Raw genomic sequence first — 25599 nt, 5'->3', positions numbered from 1 at the left:
TTAACCATGCAATAGCTGCTATGAATATGATTAATGAGTCTACAAATCAACCATCCTGCTATAACACTATCGGCATTGCTGGCGATCGCACTTGTCCACAGTTACCTAATTTTATCCATTGTCGTAACTGTCCAGTTTACTCAAATATTGGTCGTCAGTTACTAGAGCGCATTATCCCCGAAAATTACCGCCATGAGTGGACTAATTTATTCTCTCAGGAACGGGCAGAGTCTCACACCTTAACCATCACCAAAACCCTCACAGTCGTCATCTTTCGTTTACAAAGAGAATGGCTGGCACTTACTACACAGGTTTTTCAAGAAACCATATCTCCAACATTGATTCATACCTTACCCCATCGGAGTAATCAAATATTACGAGGATTGGTAAACATTCGTGGCGAACTACAATTGTGTATTTCCTTAACCCACTTGCTGAATTTAGAAACGGCGGATACTCCAGTCACCGCTTTAAGTCCTGTAGTGTATCCCCGTATGGTAGTAGTAGAAAAAGCGGGTAGTGTTTGGGTATTTCCGGTAGACGAACTCTATGGTGTACAGAGATTTGATCAACAAGACTTAAGAGATACGCCAAATAACATGATGGCGACGACTCACAACTTTACCAAAGGATTTTTTTATTGGCAAGGGAATAGTTTGGGCTATTTGGATGAAGAATTATTATTCACCACCTTAGACACAAAGGTGTGCAGATGACAAAAGAAACAGATTATAGTCAATTTTCCTTGCTGGATTTATTCAGCATGGAAGTGAAAACCCAGGTTGCTGTGTTAAACGATCGCCTATTGGCACTGGAAACGCAACCCCAAACTCAGGAAGACTTGGCAGCTTTAATGCGTGCAGCCCATTCTATTAAAGGAGCTGCCAGAATTGTACAACTCAATTCAGTTGTCACCCTGGCGCATGCAATGGAAGACTGTTTTGTAGCAGCGCAAGCGGGAGAAATTCGCCTAACTGCGGCTGACATTGATGTGCTGCTGGCGGCTGTGGATATGTTGCTAAATATAGGTATAGCTTGTGAGGGTAACTCTCAGCCTCAATTACCAGAGGAAGCGAATATTCAGACTTTAGTGAGTGCGATCGCTAATATTCTCAATTCTCCGCCTGTGAGTCAAACTGCACCTGTAGAACTTGCACAACCACAGACAGCAATTCTCGAATCAAACTCTACAGCATCTGCTTGGGTTGTGCCTCCATCTCAGGTATTTTCGGCAGTTGACAAGCCTGAAACCCTACAAAACCGAGTTGTGCGGGTAGGTGCAGACAATCTTAACTGTTTAATGGGATTAGCTGGAGAGTCATTAGTTGAAGCTAAATGGTTAGAAACCTTTGCTGACTCCCTACTGAAACTAAAATCTAGACAGACAGAGTTATTCAGCCTATTAGAAAAGTTACAAGAACTGTTAGGTAATAATTCTCTGAATCTGATAGAACGGCAGATACAAGAACAAATGAGTGCGGTAAGTCAAACAGCTAGCGAATGCCGCCAGCTATTAGGCGATCGCCATAATGAATTAGAATTATTTTGTCAGCGTTCGTCTAACCTCGCAGATCGCCTATATCGCCAAGTTATCGCCACACACATGAGTCCTTTTGGCGAAGCAGGGCAAGGTTTTCCGCGCATGGTGCGCGACATGGCTAGGCAACTGGGTAAACGCATCAAACTAGAAATTTTTGGTAAATCCACCCTGGTAGACAGAGACATATTAGAACGTCTAGAAGCTCCTTTAACTCATATTTTGCGTAACGCCATCGATCACGGTATTGAAACACCCGCAGAACGTTTAGCATTAGGTAAACCAGAAACAGGAACAATTAGACTAGAAGTTGTCCATCGTGCCGGAATGTTGTTGATTACCGTCTCTGATGATGGGCGAGGCATAGATTTAGAATTTTTGCGCCTGGAAATTGTCACCAAAAACCTGACTACTCCAGAAATGGCAGCAAAACTCACGGAAGCCGAGTTAATGGAGTTTCTATTTTTACCTGGGTTTTCCACAGCTAAAACTGTCACAGAAATTTCCGGTCGGGGCGTGGGATTGGATGTGGCACACAGCACAGTCCGGGAAGTTGGGGGTACTTTACGGGCAGTTTCTCAACCAGGGTTAGGGATGACGCTGTACTTACAGCTACCCCTTACACTGTCGGTATTGCGGACTTTAGTAGTGGAAATTGCTCACGAAGCTTACGCCTTTGGTTTAGCACGTATTGATCAGGTGGTGATGATTCCCAGAACAGCAATTGTGGTGTCGGAGAATCAGCCGTTTATCATGGTGAATGACCAAGCAGTAGCCTTAATCTCAGCCCATCAAGTTTTAGAATTGCCAGCGTCGGTAGTAAATCCCGAATTTCTACCAGTAGTGATTATAAGCGATCGCCTCAGTCGTTATGGTGTAGTAGTTGACCGATTTATCGGCGAGTGCAATTTAGTTGTCCGTCCCCTGGATTCCCGTCTCGGTAAAGTTCCCAATATCAGCGCAGCCGCTTTACTAGATGATGGTTCACCAGTGCTAATCATCGACATTGAAGATTTAGTCCGTTCCATTTCTAAGGTACTGGCTAGTGGACAACTCAGCCAAGTAAATCACGCCACCCAACAAGCAGTCACCAAAACTTACAAACGTGTCTTAGTGGTAGATGATTCCATTACCGTCCGCGAAATGGAGCGTAAATTGTTAGAAAACAAAGGTTATAAAGTCGAAGTAGCCGTCAATGGCATGGATGGTTGGAACGCCATCCGCAGCAGTGACTACAATTTGGTAATCACAGACATTGATATGCCAAGAATGAATGGTTTTGAACTCACCAGCCAAATCAAAACCCATGACAAGTTAAAGCACATACCTGTAATTATCGTTTCATACAAAGACCGCGAAGAAGACAGAATTCATGGCTTAGAAGCTGGTGCAAACTATTATTTAACTAAAAGCAGTTTTCATGATGATACTTTGTTAACAGCAGTCATTGACCTAATTGGTGAGTCTTAGTCATTAGTCATTAGTCATTAGTCATTAGTCATTAGTCATTAGTCATTGGCTTTTCTCCTCCGCTCCCCCAGTCCCTTCCAATCCCTAGTCCCTTCCAGTCCCCAACTAATGAGAATTGCCATTGTTAACGATATGGTGATGGCTGTAGAAATACTACGCCGTACCCTTGCCAAAATACCAGACTATGATGTGGCCTGGGTTGCTTATGATGGCGTGGAAGCTGTCACCAAATGTGCAGCCGATACACCTGATTTAATTTTGATGGATGTGGTGATGCCAAATATGGATGGAGTCGAAGCCACCAAGCGCATCATGAAACAATCCCCTTGTGCCATTATCATGGTGACAGCCAGCGTCAACCGTTATGCTGGGCAAGTTTTTGAAGCTATGTCTTACGGTGCTTTAGATGCCATCAATACACCAACTGAGGGTAGTACAGGACTGCTGAAAAAAATCTCTATTATTGCCAAACTTATTGATAAATCTCCCCGTCAGAAAATAGCAAACAAACAGAATAATTTACCATCATTGATTGCTATTGGTGCTTCTACAGGTGGCCCTCAAGCATTAGTCACAATTCTCTCTCAACTACCTCCAGATTTTCCTGGGGCTATCGTCATTATCCAACATTTAGATGCTCAGTTTATTGCTAGTTTTGCAGCTTGGTTAAACGCACAAACTCCTCTGTCTGTACAAATAGCTAATCCTGGTGTTTCTCCCCAACCCGGCAAGATTTTGCTGGCTGGTACTAATGATCATCTTGTGATGCGTCCCAACCTTACCCTTGAGTATGAGCAAGAATCTGTAGATTGTTATTATCATCCGTCGATTGATGTCTTTTTTAAAAGTGCAGCTAAAAACTGGACTGGCAAAGGTATAGGAGTATTACTCACAGGTATGGGTAGGGATGGCGCGCAAGGTTTAAAAATGATGCGAGATGCTGGTTGGCATACTATCGCCCAAAACCGTAGCAGTTGTGTTGTTTACGGTATGCCTAAAGCGGCGGTGGAATTAAATGCGGCTGTGGAAATTTTACCAGTGGAGGCGATCGCACCAGCTTGTATCAGGTCTTTATCTGCTCGGTAATTCTCATTTTTAGCCTATCAAGTAAATTTTCCGTAAATCTACTACTCTGGATAAATTTATTGTTTATTCCTACTAGAAAATACCCCAATATTTTCTTGATTTAACATGAAAAATATTTGTTAAATTTGCTCAAATTACTGATAATTTACAAAACAACACAAAACCTAGATTTGTTTAAAATTAGGTTAATATTAATCCAACTACTAAGTTGAAAATTATTAATAAATTGAGCATATATGACAATGGAATTAGAACTCTCTCCACATACCAAAAAAGCAACACCGAATTATCTCCAGGTAAATACTGCTGAATCTGGTGTATCTGGGGGAAAGATCAACAGAGATAAAGCTACAGTCATATTAATTGATGATCAGCTAATTATTGGTGAAGCAGTTTGTCGGATTCTCTCTAGTGATTCAGATATTGCATTTCACTATATAAGTGATTCTACACAGGCATTACAACAGGCGATCGCTCTTTCCCCAACAGTAATTTTACTTGATATGGTGATGCCAGAACTGGATGGATTAATGCTGTTACGTTGGTTTCGTTCCCATCCAGCCACCCGTGATATTCCTATAGTCATGCTATCCAGCAAAGAAGAGCCAAAACTGAAAGCACAAGCCTTTGCAGAAGGCGCAAATGACTATCTAATTAAGTTACCTGATGCAGTTGAATTAATCGCTCGCATTCGTTATCATTCCAAAGCATACAATAATCTCAAAGCACTCACCACAGCAACTATTAATGCTCAATTACAAGCACAGCAATTAGAACATACTGTACAGCAATTACAAACAACCCAAGTTCAACTTGTGCAGACAGAAAAAATGTCTAGTTTGGGTCGGATGGTTGCCGGACTAGCTCACGAAATCAATAATCCTATTAGTTTTATCCAAGGTAATTTAACATATCTTAATAGTTATATTAAAACCTTAGTAGATATCATCCAAATTTATCAGCAAGAATACCCACAGGCTAATTCTGTAATAGAGGAAAACACCACTGAGAATAATCTAGAATTTATCATTGAGGATTTACCCAAAATTCTCGCATCCATGCAAATAGGCTCTGAACGTATTAGTGAAATAGTGCTATCATTGCGTAACTTTGCACGGCTAGACCAAGCTGGCACAAAAAATGTTAATATTCATGAAGGATTAGAAAGTACATTATTACTGTTAAAACACCGCATCAGGCAGGACATTGAAATTATCAAAGAATATGGTGATTTACCATTAATTGAATGTTATCCCGCACAATTAAATCAGGTCTTCATGAATATTTTGAACAATGCCATTGATGCCGTACTAGAACAACATAATCATGCTAAAACTAAAAAAATTATCATTAAAACTGAAATCACTACTTCACAAATAGTGAAAATTAGCATCAATGATAACGGGGTTGGTATTCAACCAGAAATACAACCTAAAATCTTTGACCCTTTTTTTACAACTAAACCAGTCAATAAAGGAACAGGCTTAGGCTTATCAATTAGCTATCAAATCATTGAAGAACATCACGGACACATCAGTTTAACCTCTGAACCAGGTAAAGGCTCAGAATTTGTGATAGAAATTCCGATGAAATTAAGTTAACAGTAAAAGTTGGTTATTCTTAGCCTATATAGGAGCAGGCAGAAGGCAGGAGGTAAACTATTACTATTGCCAGCATTCAAGCTGGCAAAATTTACTCACATATATGACTACAGTTATCAATATATTTCTTGGTGTCTTTGTGCTTGAGAAATGTTATTACAGCACAGAGGCACGTATTTTTTAAAAATCTGTATTTGAGAAAACAAAAACTATTAAATAATCAATATATTAACCCATTAATTTCAAATAAATTTTTATTATTTTACCAAGGAATATTAGACTAACATTTCTATATTCCTGGTGTTTGATATAAAGATGGCAATAACCACTGATAGACCGAAATTAACTGTACCTGGGCCGAAACCTTTGCCAATTTTTGGACGAACTGCCCTGCTTGTAGAATATGTTAAAGATTCCCTTGGGTTATCGAGTCGTCTATTTAAAAAATATGGTTCAGTGGTGTCTTTAGCAGCCGGAGGCGGAACAAATCTTTACTCATCAGAAGATTATTGTCCGGGTACTGTGTTCACTTATGGCGCGGAAAATGTTCGAGAAGTAACAACTCAGCATGATATTTACTATAAATATCCTTTAACCGGAGGTTTGTACCGCAAGCGTCATGACTCTCCACGTACAGAAACACTGAAACATTTTGGCGTGGGGTTATTTGGAGTCAACGGTACAACCCATCGCCAACATCGCCAGTTATTAATGCCAGCGTTTCACAAACAGCGCATTGAGTCGTATCGTGATGATATTGTCAACATTACCCAATCAGTTTTAGAGCAATTGCCATTGGGTAAGCCTGTAAATATTGCAGAAATCATGCGGTTGCTGACTTTGCGTGCAGCGACAAAAACCTTATTTGGTGCTGATATTGGTGATGAGGGGGGTAGTAGTGCGAGATTATTGCAAAAGATTGGTATTTTACTCGGTTCACCTGCGATCGCTATCTTACCCTTTGATGTCCCAGGCTTACCTTTCCATCGTCTGCTGAATTTAATGGCGCAACTAGATGACGAAATGCGGCTGTTAATTCGGCGTAAACAAGCTAGCGGTACAGACTCAGGGGATGTACTCTCAATGCTCATTCAAGCCAGGGATGCGGAAACTGGTCTAGGATTAACTGAGGATGAGTTACTAGGCCATGTCAGCGTCATCTTTGCTGCTGGTCATGAAACTAGCGCAAATGCTTTAACTTGGACGCTGTTTTTGCTATCCCAACACCCACAAGTAGCCGCCGATTTGCTGGATGAACTAGAAAGTGTATTGCAAGGCGCACCGCCAACTATTGAACAGTTGCAGCATTTACCTTTGTTAGAGCGAGTAATTAAAGAAAGTTTGCGAATTTTACCGCCTGTACCTTGGAATGCGCGGGTAACATCACAACCAACTAGCTTAGGAGGCTACGAATTACCCCAAGGGACAGAAGTCTTCGTCAGCATTTACCACACTCATCATCTGCCCGAAATCTTCCCCAACCCAGAGAAATTTAACCCCAAGCGTTGGGAAAATAAAGAACCCACCATGTATGAGTACAACCCCTTCAGTGCTGGTTCTCGCATCTGCATAGGCGCACCCTTTGCACTGATGGAAATTAAAATCGTGTTAGCCATGCTGTTAATGCAGTACCGCCTACAGTATATTTCTCTGCAACAGCTAGACCGAGACGCATTAATTGTCATGGCTCCCAAAAATGGAATGCAAATGCTCATCCACAAGCAAGACCGCCAATTTAGCCAAGGCGTGGGGGGTGTGCGTGGAAATATTTGTGAAATTGTAGAGTTCAATAATTAAGCTATCAGCTGTCAGCTGTCAGTTAATTGTTATCAAGCTGACTGCTGATGGCTGATAGCTAACTAAGCCATTTGGTTTTCAATCGCCCAACGCGCTAGTTCAGTGCGGTTGTGGAGATTGGTTTTACCCAACATATTGGAAACGTGGCTTTCAACAGTGCGCTGACTCACATTTAATTCTTCAGCGATTTCACGGTTAGCTAAACCCCTAGCTACAAACTGCACTACTTTCAGTTCAGTTGGGGTTAACTGTACATCGAAGGGAACTTGGATACGAGAACCGTTTTCTCCTCCTTTGGCTTGGTGTTCTTTCCAACGGATAGTTTGCTTCAGGGAAGATTCTACCTGTGCTACGAGTTCTTCTGGTTCAAAGGGCTTGACCATATAGACATCAGCACCCTTATTCAGACCTTTAACTCGGTCTGCACTTTGTCCCTTCGCAGACAGGAACAGAACAGGAATCCAACTGGTGCGTTCATTTTGCCGGACTTGTTCTACAAAGGTATATCCGTCCATTTCTGGCATCATCACGTCACAGATAATCATATCTGGTACATCATGTTCGAGAATTTCTAAAGCTTCTCGACCATTTTCTGCGGTGATGACTTCATATCCTCGGAACTCCAAATAGTCCTTCACCAGCAAGATGAGGTTGGGGTCGTCATCAATCAGTAGAAGTCGTTTGTGATCTTTCATGCTGGGCTCTTTCATAGCTGTGGCACTTGTCGCGCTTCGATCCATCAAGGTCTTGAATAGTGATCCTTATATGGTGGATTCTTGAGATGTTGTCGTTTTTCCCACTTAACTTACCCTTGCTTAACTAGAAGCCTCAAAAGTGATGATCACTTCTGTCAGACTGTTAGCTCATTGGCATAATTCCAGTAAGGATACGTAGAGCAGTAGTATTTATAATGCGCTATTATATATCCCTTTGAAAGTGGCGGGTAAAAAAACACTGATTAAATAATAATCTTTCTAGTTCACAAGTAAGTATTGGCTTCAGATGACCCTAGCTGTAAAACAACCCGCCGTTTCATGGGCTGACTACTCTACAATACCCTACGGATATTAAGCCTTTATCAGATGTTTTTCAGCAAGTCAGGAAGTTCTGGGCAAATGTTGGGCTAAAAACGCATATTTTTTCACCACCATTATGCCTATCAAGTGTGCTTGGACGATCCGCTCAATAACCTCCGGGTTTGCTTGGCGATACCAGACACTATCCGGGTAGACATCTATTATCTATCTAGAAGCACAAACTCGCAAGCAAAAAACTTTAATTTGTTGCTCTAGATCACTGTATTGTTACTCATTGAGCGGCTCTCTAATTACTGTTCTATAACAATTTCCCCACTTTGCAAATCAATTTGACCATATAAAAATATTCATAACTTTTGGAAAAGAACCCGAAAAATACTAATAATTAAGCATTTGTACTTACGCAGTTGCCAGGAAGTGTATATACGGGGACTGGGGATAAATCAATTCAAAATTCAAAATTCAAAATTCAAAATTGGGGACTGGGGACTGGGGACTGGGGATTGGCGATTGGGGATTGGGGATTGGGGACAAATCAATTCAAAATTCAAAATTCAAAATTGGGGACAGGGGATTGGGGATTGGGGGTTGGGGACTGGGGGTTGGGGACTGGGGATTGGCGATTGGGCATAGACAAATCAAAAGTCAAAAGTCTTCGCGCCAGCGTCACGCAGTCAAGAATTCTGGGGAAAAATTATTTAATTTTGAATTTTGAATTTTGAATTTTGAATTTTGAATTGATTTGCTCCCCTTCCCTTCCTAGTTCGGAAACCCGTACACCCCGCATTGTTGCCATTGTTGGCTTATCTTCGGTAAATTAGCACTCAGGAGTTGAGAGTGCTAACTCTGGAGAAATTGAAATATGGCAGCTGTATCTTTAAGCGTATCTACAGTTAAACCTTTAGGCGATCGCGTTTTTGTAAAAGTAAGCGCGTCCGAAGAAAAGACCGCAGGTGGTCTGTATTTGCCCGACACCGCTAAGGAAAAACCCCAAGTAGGCGAAGTAGTCGCCCTTGGCCCTGGCAGACGCAACGACGACGGTAGCCGTCAAGAATTGGAAGTTAAAGTTGGCGATAAGGTGCTGTACTCCAAGTACGCTGGCACTGACATCAAACTCGGCACTGAAGAATACGTACTGCTGTCCGAAAAAGATATTTTAGCAGTCGTTGGCTAATCAGTGATGGCAACAGCCGTTACAAATAACCCAATTTAACGACAAAAAACTGACTTAACTACCTGAGATTGAGACAACTATGGCAAAGCGCATTATCTACAACGAAAACGCACGTCGCGCCCTTGAGCGTGGTATTGACATTCTAGCTGAGGCTGTAGCTGTTACCCTTGGCCCCAAAGGTCGTAACGTAGTATTAGAAAAGAAATTTGGTGCGCCTCAAATCGTTAACGACGGTGTTACCATCGCTAAAGAAATCGAATTAGAAGATCATATTGAAAACACTGGCGTTTCTTTGATTCGCCAAGCCGCTTCTAAAACCAACGATGCAGCAGGTGACGGTACAACCACCGCTACCGTTTTAGCTCATGCCATCGTCAAAGAAGGTTTGCGTAACGTAGCCGCAGGTGCTAACGCAATTCTGTTGAAGCGGGGTATTGATAAAGCTACCAACTTCTTGGTAGAAAGAATTAAAGAACACGCTCGCTCTGTAGAAGATTCTAAGGCGATCGCTCAAGTTGGTGCAATTTCTGCTGGTAACGATGATGAAGTCGGTCAGATGATTGCCCAAGCTATGGACAAAGTGGGTAAAGAAGGTGTAATTTCCCTAGAAGAAGGGAAATCCATGACCACCGAGTTGGAAATTACCGAAGGTATGCGCTTTGATAAGGGTTATATCTCCCCTTACTTTGCTACCGATGCAGAGCGCATGGAAGCAATTTTTGATGATCCTTACATCCTGCTCACCGATAAGAAAATCGCTTTAGTACAAGATTTAGTACCTGTTCTAGAGCAAGTTGCCCGTCAAGGTAAGCCCTTGGTTATCTTAGCTGAAGATATTGAAAAAGAAGCTTTGGCAACCTTGGTTGTTAACCGCTTGCGTGGTGTACTGAACGTAGCTGCTGTGAAAGCTCCTGGTTTTGGCGATCGCCGCAAAGCTATGCTGGAAGATATCGCAGTTCTCACCGGTGGTCAAGTCATCACCGAAGATGCTGGTCTGAAGCTAGAAAACACCAAGATTGATAGCTTGGGTAGAGCGCGCCGCATCACCATCACCAAAGACAACACCACAATTGTTGCTGAAGGTAACGAAGCCGGCGTTAAAGCTCGTTGCGAACAAATCCGTCGTCAGATGGATGAAACCGAATCTTCCTACGACAAGGAAAAACTGCAAGAGCGTTTAGCTAAATTGTCTGGTGGTGTAGCTGTTGTGAAAGTTGGTGCAGCTACCGAAACCGAAATGAAAGACAAGAAACTGCGCTTAGAAGACGCTATCAACGCTACCAAAGCTGCTGTAGAAGAAGGTATCGTTCCCGGTGGTGGTACAACCTTAGCTCACCTCGCTCCTGAATTGGACACTTGGGCTAACAGCAACCTGTCTGGTGAAGAATTGACCGGTGCTTTAATTGTCGCTCGTGCATTACCCGCACCTCTGAAGAGAATTGCTGAAAACGCAGGTCAGAACGGTGCTGTAATTGCTGAACGTGTGAAAGAGAAAGAATTCAACGTTGGCTTCAACGCTTCTAGCAACGAATTTGTAGATATGTTCGATGCTGGTATTGTTGACCCCGCGAAAGTAACCCGTTCTGCGCTGCAAAACGCTGCTTCTATCGCTGGTATGGTGTTGACAACCGAGTGCATCGTTGTTGACAAGCCTGAACCCAAGGATGCTGCTCCTGCTGCTGGTGGTGGTATGGGTGGCGGAGACTTCGATTACTAAAGTCTTGACCTAGTTTAAAAAACAGTCGCTTCCGCAAGGGGGCGGCTGTTTTTTTGTCAATTCCTACATTTCCAGAGAAATTGTAGTTGTTAACATAGGATTTAGATTGCCTAACAACAATATTATTTTGAGGAAGTTTAACTATGACGCTGATTAATTATCAATCTAATTCTCAAAAATTAACCGAAATTGTCAAAACTTTAATTGACAATAATCCGATTTATCAAGAAAACTTAGATAAACAGGAAATGATAGAAGTAATTAACCATACTTTTGATCCTGCTGCTGTTCCTGATTTGGAAAGTATTTCTGAGGAAGAATTAACTAAACGGATTAAGAGAATTTTGTCTTTACATTTAGTATCAGGAATGCTAAATGATTTGACTCCAGAGCAAATGCGACTTTTTGATGAATCTGTAAAACGGGGTTAGATGGGTTATTTATTAGATACTAATATTGTTTCAGCAGCACTAAAACAAAATGTCCAAATAAACTTGAAATTGCAAGAGGTAAGTAGTTTAGATATGGACATTTTGATTAGTGGCATAACTTACTATGAAATTCAAAGAGGACTCTTGAGGAGCAATGCCACTAAAAAACTAGCTTTCTTTCAACAATTTTGCCAAGATTATCCCATTTTATTCTTAGATGATATTAGAATTTTTCAAAAAGCTTCAGAAATTCATGCTGATTTAACAAACAGAGGTCAAATTATTCAGGATGCAGATATTTTGATAGCTGCTACCGCTATCATTCATAATTTAATTTTAGTTTCTCACGATTCTGATTTAACTAGAGTTAAGGATTTACATTTAGAAAATTGGTTAATTTCTTAGGTTAATTATTGATTTAAATATAATTTAAGTTTACTGGTGGTTTAATTGTGGCTTGTGTGTTACCTGCACTTCTGAAGAGAATTGCTGAAAATGCAGGTTATAACATTTATAAATATATGCTGTATTCCTGGATATGGAGACGTTATATATAACGTCTCTATATAATTTATTTAGCGCAGCTTCACATAGAATTGGTATTAGCTGAGACTATTGTTGAAATTTCCTGTAGAATATCATTCTGTTCTATCTTAATAGCTTCTAGTCGGCTTAAAAGTTTGCTGAGTCGGGCTTGTTTATCTTCAGAGTTAACAGTCTCTGCGTCTTGATAATTACCTAGTAGAAAAGTTCCGGGCTTCCAGCTAAACTTAAATAATCTGGTTAATAATTTAAAGGGGGCTGTTAATGTAGCTAGTAAGCCTTTCTCTAAGAGACGACTGAAAGCTTTAAATAATTGCCAAATACTAAATAGTATTAACAAAATAGCGATTAAACCGATAAGAGGATGATTGATACTCCAAGTTAGGAATTTTATCATCCAAGATATCACAGGATGAACATCAATCCAATGTCTGATATTTTCCAATTGATGATTAATTAACGAATTAATACTACGTTCGATTTCTGTTGAAATAGTAGTACCAAACTGCTCTACTTTTTGCAGCTTATCCTCTACAGAATTTACCAAATTCTGTCCTGTAGCTGACAAAGAATCTCCTGCCTGTTTTGCTTTTTCAGAAAGTGCGCCTACGGTGGTGTTAGTAATTTGGCTGACGTTATTAGCTGTCTTACCTAAACTGTCAGTTAGAGATTGTTTGGCTTCATCAGTTAGTTTGCTGAGAACATGATTAGCTTGATCTACTGATTCTGTAACACCATTGATAGATTTATTAGTTATGTCTGTGAAACTGTTAATAGTTTGATGAGTTGTTTCGTTTATGGTATTTATGAAACCTTGTGCCGCTTGTTCAGGTAATTTGATTGTCAGAATTGTGTGAATTTGTAGAATATCCATGTTATTTCTCCTGTGTTTACTTAACATAACTAAATAATTTTTACTTTTGTATCCGTATTAACACTGTTTTTCTTTAAACTTTTATTCATAAAAATAAGTACAATAATCAATATTTCGATAAAGTAATGTAGAGTGGACAAAGCCCACCAAAACCTATATATGGCGAGCAAAGCTGAACAAGTCGCTACAATTTCTGATAGGGAACAAAGACAAAATATTGCTGGTTGTACAGAAATTCTTGCGGGTTTGCGGTTTGAAAAGGATTTGATTCGCCAATTACTACGGGAGGATATTATGCACGAGTCTGTAATTTATCAAGACATCGTTCAAAAGGAAGCATTGAAATTGATTAGCCGCCAGCTTAGACGGCGTTTTGGTGATATTAATACTGCATTACTTGAACGGGTTCAGAATTTATCTGCTGAACAGTTAGAAGATGTAGGAGAAGCGTTGTTGGATTTTTCGGATGTTGCTGATTTAGAAGTTTGGTTAAACCAGCAAAGTTAGTAGGGTGTGTTACGGCTAATTTTTACAACGAAAATGCTCAACTCTTTACATGGTAGTAATTTATATCTTGCAGCATTCTTAATAGGCGTAAGGTGGGCATTGCCAACAACATAAAATTAAGGGTATTAGCAGCAACCAAGCAATGCCCACCCTACCAAAATTGTCATTAAGTCATAGGTGCAAGATGTCACGTAACACACCCTACTTAATATTTACTGAAAACAGGACTAAAGTCCTTACTACGAACTTTAAAAAGTATGGTAGTTGAGTTGAGTATATAACTTTAGCGTCCTAGGATTTTATCGCGTAATTGTTTGATACGATCGCGCAATTTTGCTGCCTCTTCAAATTCTAGTTTTTTCGCAGCTTCTTTCATCTGGGTTTCTAGTTGCGTAATCAATTCGGGAATCTGTTCTAAAGGTAATTCGCCAATATTCTCCTCGACTGTTTTTAAATCTGCTGCGTTCAATCTTCTAGAAATATCTAAAAATGATAAAATCGCATTACTCGATTTCTTCACAATCGGTTGCGGTGTTATTCCGTGCATCCGGTTATACGCCATTTGAATACCTCGCCGTCTATCTGTTTCTTCAATGGCTTTAATCATGCTGTCTGTTAAATTATCAGCATACAAAATCGCCTGTCCCCGGACGTGACGCGCGGCTCTACCTATGGTTTGAATTAAGGAACGTTCGGCGCGTAAAAAGCCTTCTTTATCTGCATCTAATATTGCGACTAAAGAAACTTCTGGTAAGTCTAAACCTTCTCTTAATAAATTCACACCCACTAACACATCAAAGTTACCATCGCGCAAATCTTGTAAAATCTCTATGCGCTCAATGGAATTAATTTCTGAATGTAAATACCGCACGCGAATACTATGGTCTTGCAAATATTCTGTTAAATCCTCCGCCATGCGTTTAGTTAAAGTGGTAATCAATACCCTTTCTTGACGCTCTACTCTATCTTTAATTTCTCCTAACAAATCATCAATTTGTCCTTCTGTCGGACGCACAAAAATCTCAGGGTCAATTACCCCAGTCGGTCTAATGACTTGCTCAACTATTCTGTCTTCTGAAATTTCTAATTCCCAATTTCCTGGGGTGGCGGAAACAAAAATACATTGGTTGACTTTCTGCCAAAATTCTTCCGCTTTTAAAGGACGATTATCCGCCGCACTGGGAAGTCTAAACCCGTGTTCAATTAAGACTTTTTTCCTGGCTTGGTCGCCGTTATACATCCCGCGAATTTGCGGGACGGTAACGTGAGATTCATCTATTACTAATAGCCAATCTTTGGGAAAATAATCAATTAAACATTCTGGCGGTTCTCCCGCTTGTCTTCCTGCTAGGTGACGGGAATAATTTTCTACGCCGTTACAATAACCTACCTCGCGCAACATTTCTAGGTCATAGCGGGTACGTTGGTCGATACGTTGCGCTTCTACTAATTTCCCAGTCGCTTCTAATTCCGCTTTGCGCTGCTTTAATTCGGCGGCGATATCTTCGCAAGCAATTTCTAACCGTTCCTCTGGGGTGACAAAGTGACGCGCTGGGTAAATATTCACAGAGTCTAAACTTTTGAGAATTTCACCGGTTACTGGGTCAATGTAGCGAATTGCGTCAATTTCATCGCCAAAGAATTCTACTCGAATTATTCTATCTTCGTAGGCGGGGCCGATTTCTAAGACATCACCCCGGACACGGAAACGTCCCCTTCCCATTTCCATGTCGTTGCGGTTGTACTGGACTGAAGTCAAAGCTCGCAAAATTTGACGCTGGTTAACTTCCATGCCAATTTGTAAGGGAATTGCGGCTTTTAGGTATTCTGCGGGAATTCCTAAGCCGTAGATACAGCTAATTGATGCTACCACAATCACATCACGCCGTTCAAAGAGCGATCGCGTGGCTGAGTGGCGCAACATATCAATTTCATCGTTAATTGCTGCTGTCTTCTCAATGTAGGTGTCGGTAACGGGAATATACGCTTCCGGTTGATAGTAGTCGTAGTAGCTGACGAAATACTCAACGGCGTTTTTTGGGAAGAACTCCCGCAACTCATTACAAAGCTGTGCGGCGAGGGTTTTGTTATGCGCCAAAACTAAAGTCGGTTTCCCCACTTTCTCAATAACTGCGGCGATGGAAAATGTCTTACCTGTTCCCGTTGCACCTAGTAAGGTTTGATAACGGTTATTTGCTTTAATACTAGCAGCTAACTGCGCGATCGCTTGCGGTTGATCACCTGTGGGACTAAAGGGAGCTTGTAGACCAAATTCTGACATACATTTGTACTAAGAAAGACCCTATATTATGGTAAGACATTAGTCATTAGTCATTAGTCATTGGTCATTAGTCATTAGTCATTAGTCATTAGCTTCCTCATCTCCCTCATCCCCCTCATCCCCCCCTACACCCCTACACCCTTACACCCCTATTTCCCAATCGCTTTACTCTCAACCCAAATCTTAATAAAATATTCTCATCCAAAAACCAGCACAATTGTAGATGGACTGGATTACGCTACTGCGATCGCTACAGTCTGATTTTATTCACAGGATATCATCTGGTCGTCTTCTGCATTGCGAAACAGAAGGTCAATATAGTGAGTTAACTGTCATCTCCGGCGAAAGGTTAAACACTCTCCGGGATTTTTGCTGGCGCATGGCTGAAAAATATAAGCGGGTTTCGCCAGTGCGTGACGTTTTTCTTAGCTATCTCAAAGGTAAGTTGGGTGAGGAGGTTATTAAGGAACGTTTAGCAGATTTAATTACAGAAGTCGATTATGAACAGCGTTTTGGTGGTGATGGTCAAATAGATTTTACTTTAATTGCTGACCCTTCTATTGGGATTGAGGTTAAATCCCGTCACGGTAAAATTGATCGCGTCAAATGGTCTATTAGTGCGGAAGCTGTGGCTAAAAATGCTGTTGTCGCTTGTATTTTTATTCAAGAAGAAGTTAACGAAGCACAATCAGCATATCATTTATTGTTTGCGGGTTTTCTGCCGACTCGCATGATTAAATTAAAAACTGGCAAAATCTCTTTTGGTATCGAACAATTACTTTATGGTGGTGGTTTACGATGCTATTTAGAACAGTTACAATCTTCTATAGTTGATTACCCTTCTCAACAGATAATTCAGCCAGTATTACCACCTCAGTTATCTCAAAATCAGTTATCTAGTCAACTTAACAATAATCTGGCGATTTCTCAAAATCTAGATTATTCTAAGCTGGGTGATGAATGTTTTGCTCAAGGTGAATATGTTGCAGCAATTAATCATTACAACCAAGCTGTAAAACTTAATCAAAGTGATACTGAACTATATTATAAACGAGGTTTAGCTTATTATCAAATAGGAAATTATGAAGCGGCAATTAATGATTATTCTCAGGTAATTAAAACTAATATTTATGATGCGAAAGCTTACCATAAACGAGGTTTGGCTTTAGCTCAATTAGGAGCTTATGCAGCCGCAATTGATGATTATTCCCAAGCTATTAGACTTAATCCTCATGCTGCTATTGTTTATAAACATCGTGCGGAAGCACGTTATTATTTAGGTGATCATCAAGGAGCAATTGAAGACTACACCCAAGCAAGCAAAATTAATCCGCAATATCTAGATACATATAAAAATCGTGGTATTGCTCGTGATATTTTAGGAAATCAGCCAGGGTTTACGCCAGTAATTCCGCTTAATCCCCATGATGCGAATGCTTTTAAAAACCGTGGGAATGCGCGTGCAGATATTGGTGATTATGCAGGAGCAATTGAGGATTATACGCAAGCAATCCAGATTAATCCTCATTTAGCTGATGCTTATTATAACCGGGGAAATGCTCGTTATGATTTAGGCGATGAGCAGGGAGCAATTGAGGATTACACCCAAGCAATAAAAATTAATGTTAATTATGCCGATGCCTATTATAATAGAGGTAATATTTACGCGAATCTGAAAAATACTCCAGGTGCGATCGCTGACTTTCAAAAAGCAGCAGATATCTATCGCCAAGCGGGTAAACTAGAAGCTTTGCAAGACGCAAAAGATAGAATTTTTGAGTTAGAAATCGTAGAATCTATAGATATTTTAAATTTTTAGTTGCTGATTATGTTTGTAGAGACGCAATCATCACGTCTCTACTAAGTAAACTTATGGCAATTTAGTTCGTAGTAAGGACTTCAGTCCTTATTGTAGGACTAAAGTCCTTACTACAAACCTTTAATTATTTACGCTGTGCTATTTAATAACTAAGAAAAAGTATATCCGGTAGTTGTCTGCACGTACTTTAACACTTTTTCATAAGAATCTGGATTGCTGAGGGGGTTAATCACAATGGGGATTGTACCATCAGGCAACCAAAAAGTTATTCTACCATTGGGTTCATGACAAAAGGAACTAATACAATTAAGATTAATTACATATTCATTTCGATCATAGATAATTTTGACCCAGTAGGCATTTTCGGCGGTAAATTCAGTCACTTTTTCTAGATAATCTAGAATCTTTTGATAATCTCCTACATTATTTTGGGGGTTAATGACAATGGGAATGGCACTATCAGGCAACCAGAAGGTAACTCGCCCGTTTTTTTCATAACAAAAAGCATTCACACGGTCAAAATTAATCACATATTCATTCCTCTCATACAGAATCTTTACCCAATACGCCACAACCTCTCCTCAAGTCCCAAGTTCATGATTAATGCTTACCCTGAATATTCCGAAATCTACTGATTTCATAAGTTAGTGTTGTTGTTTGTGGATCGAAAATTCCCAAAATTAATTTTGAATTTGGTAGATGCTGTTGCCTGGGATACCTGTAGGGGATGGTAAATGGTTTAAGATACCTCTACGGGTGTCTGGACATTAGCTGTAGGATGATTCTGAGCGATCGCCGCTTGCATAAAGCCTTTAAATAAAGGATGGGGGTTGCTAGGACGAGATTGAAACTCAGGATGGAATTGACAGGCGATAAAAAATGGATGTTGAGGTAATTCTACAATCTCCACTAACCGTCCGTCAGGAGAAGTTCCACTGATTACATAGCCAGAATCTAATAACAACTGACGATATGTGTTATTAAACTCATAGCGATGACGATGACGTTCATCAACTACTTCTGCTTGATAAAGCTGAGATGCCAAGCTATTGGGGAGAATATTACAAGGATACACACCTAAGCGCATTGTCCCACCTAAATCGATCACATCATGTTGATCTGGCAGTAAGTTAATAACTGGGTATTTGGTGGATGGGTCAAATTCTGCGCTGTTAGCACCGGTTAAACCACCGACATTTCTCGCCCATTCAATTACAGCACATTGCATACCCAAGCATAAACCTAAAAAGGGAATTTGGCGATCGCGGGCGTATTTAATCGCGGCAATTTTACCATCTACCCCACGAGTCCCAAAACCGCCAGGTACAAGCACACCATCAACACCAGCGAGATATTTTTCTGCGGGTTGGGTTTCCAAGTCTTCCGAGTTCACCCACCGGAGACGTAAATCCCCATGAGTGGCAAATGCAGCATGACGTAGAGCCTCAACCACGGATAAATAGGCATCACTTAACCGGACATATTTACCAACAATGGCAATTTCTACAGGATGTTGAGGACTGTACAATCTGTCTACCATTGTTTGCCATTTTTCCAGATTAGGCTGGCGTTGTTCCATCTGCAACAAATCTAAAGTTTGTTGTGCCAGTCCTTCCCGTTCTAGAATCAGTGGAACTTCATAGATACTGCTAGCATCTTGAGCAGTAATCACACATTCCACGGGAACATCGCAGAATTCCGAGAGTTTTTGTTTTAAACCCACAGGGATGGGGCGATCGCTCCGGCAGACTAAAATATCTGGTTGAATGCCAATTGATCTCAATTCCTTCACCGAGTGTTGCGTCGGCTTAGTTTTCATTTCCCCTGCCGAAGCAATATAAGGTAGTAAGGTAACGTGCATATACAGGACATTTTGCCGTCCTACCTCTTTGCGTAACTGGCGAATAGCTTCCAAAAATGGCAGGGATTCAATATCGCCTACCGTCCCACCAATTTCTGTAATTACCACAGATGGGTTTGTTTCCTTAGCTACTAACAAAATCCGTTTTTTGATTTCATTAGTAATATGGGGAATTACCTGTACAGTCCCACCATTGTAGTCACCCCGGCGTTCTTGGTTAATCACGGCTTGATAAATTGAGCCAGTGGTGACACTGTTGAGCCGAGACATCAAAGTATCGGTAAAGCGTTCGTAGTGTCCCAAATCCAAATCTGTTTCTGCACCATCTTGGGTAACAAACACTTCCCCATGTTGAAAAGGACTCATTGTTCCTGGATCAACATTAATATAAGGGTCGAGCTTTAAAATCGACACCGAATAATCTCGTGATTTTAGTAAACGGCCTAGACTTGCTGCTACAATGCCTTTGCCTATACTGGAAACCACACCTCCAGTTACAAAGATAAATTTAGTCATAGTAGTTTGAATTGCTATCAACTGCGAAAAATCTCTACCCAAAGGAATATCTCGTCATTGTCCCACAGTCACATAGTTAATTTTTCTGTGATCCTGCTGTGAAAAAATTTTTAGTTCCAGTTATCTCCAGCTGCTTTATCACCTCCTCTGTAGCATTGGCACAAGCAACACCATCACTAAAAGTTGTTTATCCTCGAACCAACCACCAGACGAGTGCGGAAAAAATCTTCTTTATTGGCACAGCACCACCCAATGGACAAGTTTTCATTAATGGTACGCCAATTACCCGCAGTCGATCTGGTCATTTTGCACCCAGTTTCCCGTTAAAGTTGGGAGAAAATATTTTTCAAATACGTCACCAAAATCAAGTGCTTCAGATTAAAGTGACGAGAATCAGCACTCAGCCTGAGATTCCACAGGGTTTAGCTTTCGCGCCAGGTTCTCTGACTCCAGCCGCCGACATTGCTAGACTACCAGAAGAACTAATTTGTTTTAGCGCAGTTGCACCCCCAAACGCCAGTGTTTCTGTAAAACTAGCTTCTCAGACTGTGGTACTTTCCCCTCAACCACAACAAGCACAACTACCCAGTAATTTGGCAGCGTTGACGGGGCGCAATCAACCTACTACCCAGTCTAACGTGGGAAAATATCAGGGTTGTACTTCTGGTGTTGTTGCCTCAGAAATTAAAAAAGCGGTAGATTTAGGACAGCCAGAATTCCAACTCACACTCAATGGTCAGACGGTAACTCAACTAGGGACTGGTAAGATAACCATCCTATCACCTGCCCAGTTACCAGTGGCTGAAGTCACAGCAGATGCAGGTGTGGCTCGCACTGGCCCTACTACAGATTATTCTCGACTGACTCCTCTACCCAAGGGAACAAGAGCCACTGTCACGGGGAGGGAAGGCGAATGGTTACGTTTAGACTATGGTGCTTGGATTAATAGCAAAGAAACCCGCACCCTTCCGGGAGCAATTCCCCCACGCGCAATTATTCGCAGTGTGGGATCTCGAAAACTTCCCGGTGCAACCGAGATGCTTTTCCCGCTTACAACCCCTGTACCTGTGAGTGTGCAGCAAGGTAATCAAAATTTTACCCTGACACTTCATAACACCACTGCCCAAACTGATATTATTCGCCTGGATGATAACCCCTTAATTTCTCGCCTAGATTGGCAACAGGTAGCCCCAGGACAAATACAATACACCTTTAACCTCAAAAAAAATCAACAGTGGGGATATAAGCTGAGATACGACGGTACAACCCTGGTTTTAGGCTTGCGTCATGCGCCTGTGATCAAGGCAAATAGGCAGAAGCCCCTATCTGGTATCAAGATTTTACTCGATCCTGGTCATGGTGGTAAAGAATCCGGTGCGGCTGGCCCGACTGGATATTTAGAAAAAGATGTGAATTTGATTGTTTCTAAGTTGCTGCGGGATGAATTAGTTAAGCGGGGTGCCAACGTGGTGATGACAAGAGAGACGGATAAAGATGTGTCTCTGGCAGAACGTCAAGCAATTATCAATCAACAAGAACCTGCGATCGCTCTTTCGATTCATTACAATGCTTTACCAGACAACGGCGACGCAGAAAACACTAAGGGTGTGGGTATGTTTTGGTATCATCCCCAGGCGCATAATTTAGCCGTGTTCATGCAAAATTATCTAGTGAAAAAACTCGGTAGACCTTCCTACGGAGTATTTTGGAATAATCTAGCACTCACACGTCCAGCTGTTGCCCCCTCAGTATTATTAGAATTAGGCTTTATGAGTAACCCTAATGAATTTGAGTGGATAACAAATCCCCAAGAACAGAAAAAGTTAGCTAAAGCCTTAGCAGAGGGTATTACAGAGTGGTTTAGAAGCGTGAGGTAGAACAAGTTTGTAGTCAGGACTTTAGTCCTGATTTTTTCAGTTAGGGTAACGCATCAAACTGTTTTCATAAGGTGCGTTACTAAACATCAAGAAAAATATCAACATCAACTTGAGCTTGTTTTAAAATACTTCGCAGTGTTCCCTCTTTAATCTCCCGATGATGAGGAATAGTTGTTTTTTGATTGGTTTCTGGATTAAACCAAATTTCATGATCTCCTTTAGCTGCACGGTAAAACTCAAAACCCAACTTTCCTAACTTCCGAGTCACTTCTCGATAAGAAAACCCCGCCAGTCTTCCCATCACACTTCCATGATTAAAGGATATTCAAATTGAGAAGGCAAATCTTGCAGATGAAAATCCTGATTTTTTTCTTTCTCTAATTCCAATAATACCTTAGCTACATCTTCAGCAATTTCTATAGCTTCTTGTACGGTTTTACCTTCTGCAACTAACCCTTGTAAATCATCACTTGTAGCTACAAAATACTCTTGTTCATCTTCAATAAATCTTTCAATTTTGAGTCTGATTAGCGTTTGCATTTACTTAACCTGATCAGATTGAATTAGTTTAAGAAAAATTCCCTAATTTTCATGTTAACTTATCTTTAAACTAGGCTGCAAAAACAAAAAATTTGCGTGTTAAATAAATCAAAAGACATAAATATATCTACTAACTGCGCTGGAATGGGAGAATGTGTAGAGACATTGCATACAACGTCTCTACATTTGTAAAAAAAGGTTTTTAAACGGCATTTTCTAAGCCATTCTCTTTTCCGATTTATGCAAAATCGGCATTGTAAATAAACCCCAAGCCAAACCTGTAATCAAACCAAAAGGCGTAACTAAATAATTATTAAAATCCCACAGACCAAAAATTTGCGCTGCTAATTCCACAGGATACGCCATCATCAACACGCTAGCTAACGCCGCACCATTCCAACCATATTGACTCAGCCAATAAAATCCTTTACCACCAGTCGCAGCATACAGCAAACGAGTAATTAACAAACCTGTGACAGTACCATAGCAGCGCATACACACAGCCATAATAAACGGGGGTGCTAAATCTAAACCCATGTCTGGTTGCGGACATACATGATTACCCATAAAGTAAATGATGTCCGCAATAACCCCAAGTAACCAGACACCAGACGCAGCTAGAAAAGGAGCAACAGGTGGGCCGAATACCATTCCCACCAGCATAAAGTCAGCAATGAAGCTAACCCAGTTAATCTGCAACTCTCTTGTTAAAGCTACTCTTACCATTTCCTTTCTGTGCGTCTTGTGTAGTCCGTTGACTAACCTACCTTAGATACATAGGGGCTTGTCAACTTATCTAACTGTTGAACTAGCAGACTGAGGAATAACCCCACATCTGTCACCACACCCACTGATTCTATTGAACCGCGATCGCTCAGTTTAGTCACGACAGCCGGGTTAATATCCACACACACCATTTTCACACCAGCCGGGGTCATATTCCCCACCCCAATCGAGTGCAGCATCGATGACAACATTAAAATCATCTCCGCACCTCCCAGAAGTTGGGCGTATTCCTCCTGCGCCTTAATTAAATCCATTTGCGTATCAGGTAAGGGGCCATCATCCCGTATCGAACCCGCCAACACAAACGGAACTTGATTACGGACGCATTCATACATCACACCACTATTAATTACCCCCGCCTCGACAGCTTTGGTAATACTGCCATGACGACGAATGCTATTAATTACCTTGAGGTGATGGCGGTGTCCACCACGCACGGCGACACCCCGCTTCATGTCTACGCCGAGGGATGTACCCATGATATTTTGTTCGATGTCGTGGACTGCGATCGCATTTCCACCCAGCAAAGCTTGTACATAACCTTCTCGAATTAGTCGCGCCAAGTGTTCGCCACCGCCTGTATGAATCACCACAGGGCCAGCCGTGACAACTACTTTACCGCCAGCGTCGCGGATTTTCCGTAATTCCCACGCCACTTGTTCCACCACCAATTCTACCCGGCGTTCACTGGAAACACCAGCCGACATAAAGCTGAATTCTTGGGCGTTGCGTTGTTCCCGCGATTCAGTTTTACGAATGGTACGGATACCTTGCACATCTACGACCACTTGCTCACCAACTTTGAGGTCGCGTAGGATTTTACACCGGGCATATAAACCATCGGGGGTGTGAGTAATGGCGATCGCCCCATCCATCCGTTGATTATGTACCTTCACCCACTGCCCATTAATCCGCACTTCAGTAGGGTAAATCGTACTTACATAGAAATCATCCGGGGCAACACCATCCTGAAGCACAGGCTCAAGCTTGACATCTCGCTCATCTTGTGGTAAGTCTACCGCACCTAAATCAATCAATTGAGAGATGATTTCTTCCATCACCTCATGGGAAGGTGCAGAAACCTTCACCTCGGCGGCGGAGGTGCTTTGGCGTTGTTCTCCCAAGTTAAAATTGAGAACTTGGAAACTACCGCCAGTATCGACAATCAAATCTAAGGCACGGTTAATTAAACCAGAGTCTAGTAAATGCCCTTCTATCCGAATGATACGGCTTTCTACTGATATGTTGGCATGAAGTTCTGTCCTGACTGGTTCTGTTACCCGCAAAGTCAGACATTTCGCCGCACCACCAGCTTTGAGAAATTCGGTGAGTGGCGTTTCTAAAACTCGGAAACCAACAGCAGCCAGGCGGGCTTTTAAACTATCGCTGGCTTTGTTCATAATCACGATGCTGTCTACATTCACCGCATTACAAGCAAAGTTAACAGCATCAGTTTCGGCTATGGCGATGCGCTTCTCGGCGGCTACGCGCATTTCTATTAAGCGGTTGGAATAGGAATCAAACGCGCCTGGATAATACAGCAAATAGCCGTTTGCTAAGGGACAAAAACAAGTATCTAAATGGTAGAAACGCTCATCGATTAACCGCAGGGATAATACTTCAATATCTAGCCATTTGGCGAGATATGGGTGAGAATCTAATTCTGAACGGAAACCGTAACCAGCCCATAACCAACGCCCTTCTCTGTCTAGGAGTGCGTCACCTGCGCCTTCAAAGGGTAAGTCTTTGGGTAATTCATAAACTGTGTAACCGTTGTCTTCAAACCATTTCTTAAAATATGGTTCTTCTCCCTGACGCTCTTTGTGTAAAAAGCGACTGAGAACAACGTTATCCCCCAAGACTAAACCAGCGTTGGCGGTGAAAACCATGTCTGGCCAACCTTTTTCCGGTGTTACTAAATCAACAATTGCGTGTTCTTTCAGGGTGCGGTGTAGTCCTTGCCACTGTTCAACCGCGCGATCGCGTGATGATTTGTGAATATTCCCTTCCATCCAGGGATTAATCACATAGTCTACATCGTAGTGGTCAGGGGGACACATCAAAAAACGAATCAGAGAATTCATAAAAATATTACAAACGTTACAGGTTTAATTTGGACACAAGTATTTACTTTTCCGGGTCAGT

At 41.4% G+C, this 25599-nt stretch carries 21 protein-coding genes; 12 read left to right on the top strand and 9 right to left on the bottom strand.

What is annotated here, in order from left to right:
* Positions 1-20 precede the first annotated feature (20 nt).
* The 5 genes from A3775_RS19055 to A3775_RS19035 all read left to right on the top strand — a co-directional run bounded on the left by A3775_RS19055 (position 21) and on the right by A3775_RS19035 (position 7491).
* Positions 21-716 (top strand): chemotaxis protein CheW, encoded by a 696-nt coding sequence (locus A3775_RS19055; protein ID WP_066426301.1) that lies wholly within the window; start codon positions 21-23, stop codon positions 714-716.
* A complete protein-coding gene (locus A3775_RS19050) occupies positions 713-3007 on the top strand; it encodes a hybrid sensor histidine kinase/response regulator (RefSeq protein WP_066426274.1) in 2295 nt (764 codons plus the stop codon). The genes A3775_RS19055 and A3775_RS19050 overlap by 4 nt, the downstream gene beginning before the upstream one ends.
* Positions 3008-3115: 108 nt before the next feature.
* Positions 3116-4093, top strand: coding sequence for a chemotaxis response regulator protein-glutamate methylesterase (locus tag A3775_RS19045; RefSeq protein ID WP_066374890.1), 978 nt, complete (start codon positions 3116-3118; stop codon positions 4091-4093).
* Positions 4094-4335: 242 nt separating this feature from the next.
* Complete coding sequence (locus A3775_RS19040) at positions 4336-5694, top strand: ATP-binding protein (RefSeq protein ID WP_304439306.1); 1359 nt, start codon at positions 4336-4338, stop codon at positions 5692-5694.
* Positions 5695-6009: 315 nt separating this feature from the next.
* Entirely contained in the window at positions 6010-7491 is a 1482-nt protein-coding gene (locus A3775_RS19035) for a cytochrome P450 (protein ID WP_066374885.1), read from the top strand.
* 62 nt (positions 7492-7553) lie between these two features.
* Here A3775_RS19035 and A3775_RS19030 read toward each other — a convergent pair whose 3' ends face one another.
* Positions 7554-8231 carry a response regulator transcription factor gene (locus tag A3775_RS19030; protein WP_010997804.1) on the bottom strand — a complete coding sequence of 226 codons (678 nt, stop codon included), beginning with the start codon at positions 8229-8231 and terminating at the stop codon, positions 7554-7556.
* 1159 nt (positions 8232-9390) lie between these two features.
* Between A3775_RS19030 and groES the strand changes: the two genes are divergently transcribed.
* The 4 genes from groES to A3775_RS19005 all read left to right on the top strand — a co-directional run bounded on the left by groES (position 9391) and on the right by A3775_RS19005 (position 12255).
* On the top strand, positions 9391-9702 hold the full coding sequence (gene groES, locus A3775_RS19020; RefSeq protein ID WP_066375868.1) for a co-chaperone GroES: 312 nt from the start codon (positions 9391-9393) through the stop codon (positions 9700-9702).
* A gap of 79 nt (positions 9703-9781) precedes the next feature.
* Positions 9782-11419, top strand: coding sequence for a chaperonin GroEL (gene groL / locus A3775_RS19015; protein WP_066426268.1), 1638 nt, complete (start codon positions 9782-9784; stop codon positions 11417-11419).
* 143 nt (positions 11420-11562) lie between these two features.
* Positions 11563-11850, top strand: coding sequence for a hypothetical protein (locus A3775_RS19010; RefSeq protein ID WP_066375862.1), 288 nt, complete (start codon positions 11563-11565; stop codon positions 11848-11850).
* Complete coding sequence (locus A3775_RS19005; RefSeq protein WP_066375860.1) at positions 11851-12255, top strand: PIN domain-containing protein; 405 nt, start codon at positions 11851-11853, stop codon at positions 12253-12255.
* A gap of 181 nt (positions 12256-12436) precedes the next feature.
* Here the strand turns inward: A3775_RS19005 and A3775_RS19000 are convergent, their stop codons facing one another.
* On the bottom strand, positions 12437-13267 hold the full coding sequence (locus tag A3775_RS19000) for a hypothetical protein (protein ID WP_066375859.1): 831 nt from the start codon (positions 13265-13267) through the stop codon (positions 12437-12439).
* Between the two features lie 159 nt (positions 13268-13426).
* On the opposite strand from A3775_RS19000, the gene A3775_RS18995 reads away from it, so the two are divergent.
* Positions 13427-13774 (top strand): DUF4351 domain-containing protein, encoded by a 348-nt coding sequence (locus tag A3775_RS18995; RefSeq protein ID WP_082803789.1) that lies wholly within the window; start codon positions 13427-13429, stop codon positions 13772-13774.
* A gap of 283 nt (positions 13775-14057) precedes the next feature.
* Here A3775_RS18995 and uvrB read toward each other — a convergent pair whose 3' ends face one another.
* The gene (gene uvrB, locus A3775_RS18990) at positions 14058-16055 is read right to left on the bottom strand and encodes an excinuclease ABC subunit UvrB (protein ID WP_066375858.1); all 1998 of its coding nucleotides are present in this window, start codon (positions 16053-16055) and stop codon (positions 14058-14060) included.
* Between the two features lie 223 nt (positions 16056-16278).
* Here uvrB and A3775_RS18985 point away from each other — a divergent pair, with 223 nt between their 5' ends.
* Positions 16279-17874, top strand: a complete 1596-nt coding sequence (locus A3775_RS18985) for a tetratricopeptide repeat protein (RefSeq protein ID WP_066375855.1) — start codon at positions 16279-16281, stop codon at positions 17872-17874.
* A 149-nt stretch (positions 17875-18023) separates the two neighbouring features.
* On the opposite strand, the gene A3775_RS18980 is transcribed toward A3775_RS18985, so the two are convergent.
* A complete protein-coding gene (locus A3775_RS18980) occupies positions 18024-18446 on the bottom strand; it encodes a hypothetical protein (RefSeq protein ID WP_066375853.1) in 423 nt (140 codons plus the stop codon).
* Positions 18447-18613: 167 nt separating this feature from the next.
* Positions 18614-20251, bottom strand: a complete 1638-nt coding sequence (locus tag A3775_RS18975; RefSeq protein WP_066375851.1) for a CTP synthase — start codon at positions 20249-20251, stop codon at positions 18614-18616.
* Between the two features lie 98 nt (positions 20252-20349).
* On the opposite strand from A3775_RS18975, the gene A3775_RS18970 reads away from it, so the two are divergent.
* Positions 20350-22128: an N-acetylmuramoyl-L-alanine amidase gene (locus A3775_RS18970; RefSeq protein ID WP_066375849.1), complete on the top strand. Its 1779-nt coding sequence runs from the start codon at positions 20350-20352 to the stop codon at positions 22126-22128.
* Between the two features lie 79 nt (positions 22129-22207).
* Here the strand turns inward: A3775_RS18970 and A3775_RS18965 are convergent, their stop codons facing one another.
* The 4 genes from A3775_RS18965 to A3775_RS18950 all read right to left on the bottom strand — a co-directional run bounded on the left by A3775_RS18965 (position 22208) and on the right by A3775_RS18950 (position 25538).
* The gene (locus A3775_RS18965) at positions 22208-22429 is read right to left on the bottom strand and encodes a type II toxin-antitoxin system HicA family toxin (protein WP_066426267.1); all 222 of its coding nucleotides are present in this window, start codon (positions 22427-22429) and stop codon (positions 22208-22210) included.
* The gene (locus tag A3775_RS18960; protein WP_066375842.1) at positions 22429-22668 is read right to left on the bottom strand and encodes a type II toxin-antitoxin system HicB family antitoxin; all 240 of its coding nucleotides are present in this window, start codon (positions 22666-22668) and stop codon (positions 22429-22431) included. The genes A3775_RS18965 and A3775_RS18960 overlap by 1 nt, the downstream gene beginning before the upstream one ends.
* A gap of 216 nt (positions 22669-22884) precedes the next feature.
* Complete coding sequence (locus A3775_RS18955; RefSeq protein WP_066375839.1) at positions 22885-23394, bottom strand: DUF2085 domain-containing protein; 510 nt, start codon at positions 23392-23394, stop codon at positions 22885-22887.
* A gap of 32 nt (positions 23395-23426) precedes the next feature.
* Positions 23427-25538 carry a TIGR00300 family protein gene (locus tag A3775_RS18950; RefSeq protein ID WP_066375836.1) on the bottom strand — a complete coding sequence of 704 codons (2112 nt, stop codon included), beginning with the start codon at positions 25536-25538 and terminating at the stop codon, positions 23427-23429.
* Positions 25539-25599 lie beyond the last annotated feature (61 nt).

It is taken from the genome of Anabaena sp. 4-3, assembly GCF_001597745.1.
Classification (GTDB): Bacteria; Cyanobacteriota; Cyanobacteriia; order Cyanobacteriales; family Nostocaceae; genus Trichormus.
This window is presented reverse-complemented; position numbering and strand designations above follow the sequence as displayed.

Coding starts and splice junctions, on each gene's coding strand:
- A3775_RS19035 (WP_066374885.1), top strand. CDS start 6,010: ATGGCAATAACCACTGATAGACCGAAATTAACTGTACCTGGGCCGAAA.
- groES (WP_066375868.1), top strand. CDS start 9,391: ATGGCAGCTGTATCTTTAAGCGTATCTACAGTTAAACCTTTAGGCGAT.
- A3775_RS19050 (WP_066426274.1), top strand. CDS start 713: ATGACAAAAGAAACAGATTATAGTCAATTTTCCTTGCTGGATTTATTC.
- A3775_RS19005 (WP_066375860.1), top strand. CDS start 11,851: ATGGGTTATTTATTAGATACTAATATTGTTTCAGCAGCACTAAAACAA.
- A3775_RS19000 (WP_066375859.1), bottom strand. CDS start 13,267: ATGGATATTCTACAAATTCACACAATTCTGACAATCAAATTACCTGAA.
- A3775_RS19010 (WP_066375862.1), top strand. CDS start 11,563: ATGACGCTGATTAATTATCAATCTAATTCTCAAAAATTAACCGAAATT.
- groL (WP_066426268.1), top strand. CDS start 9,782: ATGGCAAAGCGCATTATCTACAACGAAAACGCACGTCGCGCCCTTGAG.
- A3775_RS18950 (WP_066375836.1), bottom strand. CDS start 25,538: ATGAATTCTCTGATTCGTTTTTTGATGTGTCCCCCTGACCACTACGAT.
- A3775_RS18955 (WP_066375839.1), bottom strand. CDS start 23,394: ATGGTAAGAGTAGCTTTAACAAGAGAGTTGCAGATTAACTGGGTTAGC.
- A3775_RS19030 (WP_010997804.1), bottom strand. CDS start 8,231: ATGGATCGAAGCGCGACAAGTGCCACAGCTATGAAAGAGCCCAGCATG.
- A3775_RS18975 (WP_066375851.1), bottom strand. CDS start 20,251: ATGACTAAATTTATCTTTGTAACTGGAGGTGTGGTTTCCAGTATAGGC.
- A3775_RS18995 (WP_082803789.1), top strand. CDS start 13,427: ATGGCGAGCAAAGCTGAACAAGTCGCTACAATTTCTGATAGGGAACAA.
- A3775_RS18985 (WP_066375855.1), top strand. CDS start 16,279: ATGGACTGGATTACGCTACTGCGATCGCTACAGTCTGATTTTATTCAC.
- A3775_RS19055 (WP_066426301.1), top strand. CDS start 21: ATGAATATGATTAATGAGTCTACAAATCAACCATCCTGCTATAACACT.
- A3775_RS18960 (WP_066375842.1), bottom strand. CDS start 22,668: ATGCAAACGCTAATCAGACTCAAAATTGAAAGATTTATTGAAGATGAA.
- uvrB (WP_066375858.1), bottom strand. CDS start 16,055: ATGTCAGAATTTGGTCTACAAGCTCCCTTTAGTCCCACAGGTGATCAA.
- A3775_RS19045 (WP_066374890.1), top strand. CDS start 3,116: ATGAGAATTGCCATTGTTAACGATATGGTGATGGCTGTAGAAATACTA.
- A3775_RS19040 (WP_304439306.1), top strand. CDS start 4,336: ATGGAATTAGAACTCTCTCCACATACCAAAAAAGCAACACCGAATTAT.
- A3775_RS18965 (WP_066426267.1), bottom strand. CDS start 22,429: ATGGGAAGACTGGCGGGGTTTTCTTATCGAGAAGTGACTCGGAAGTTA.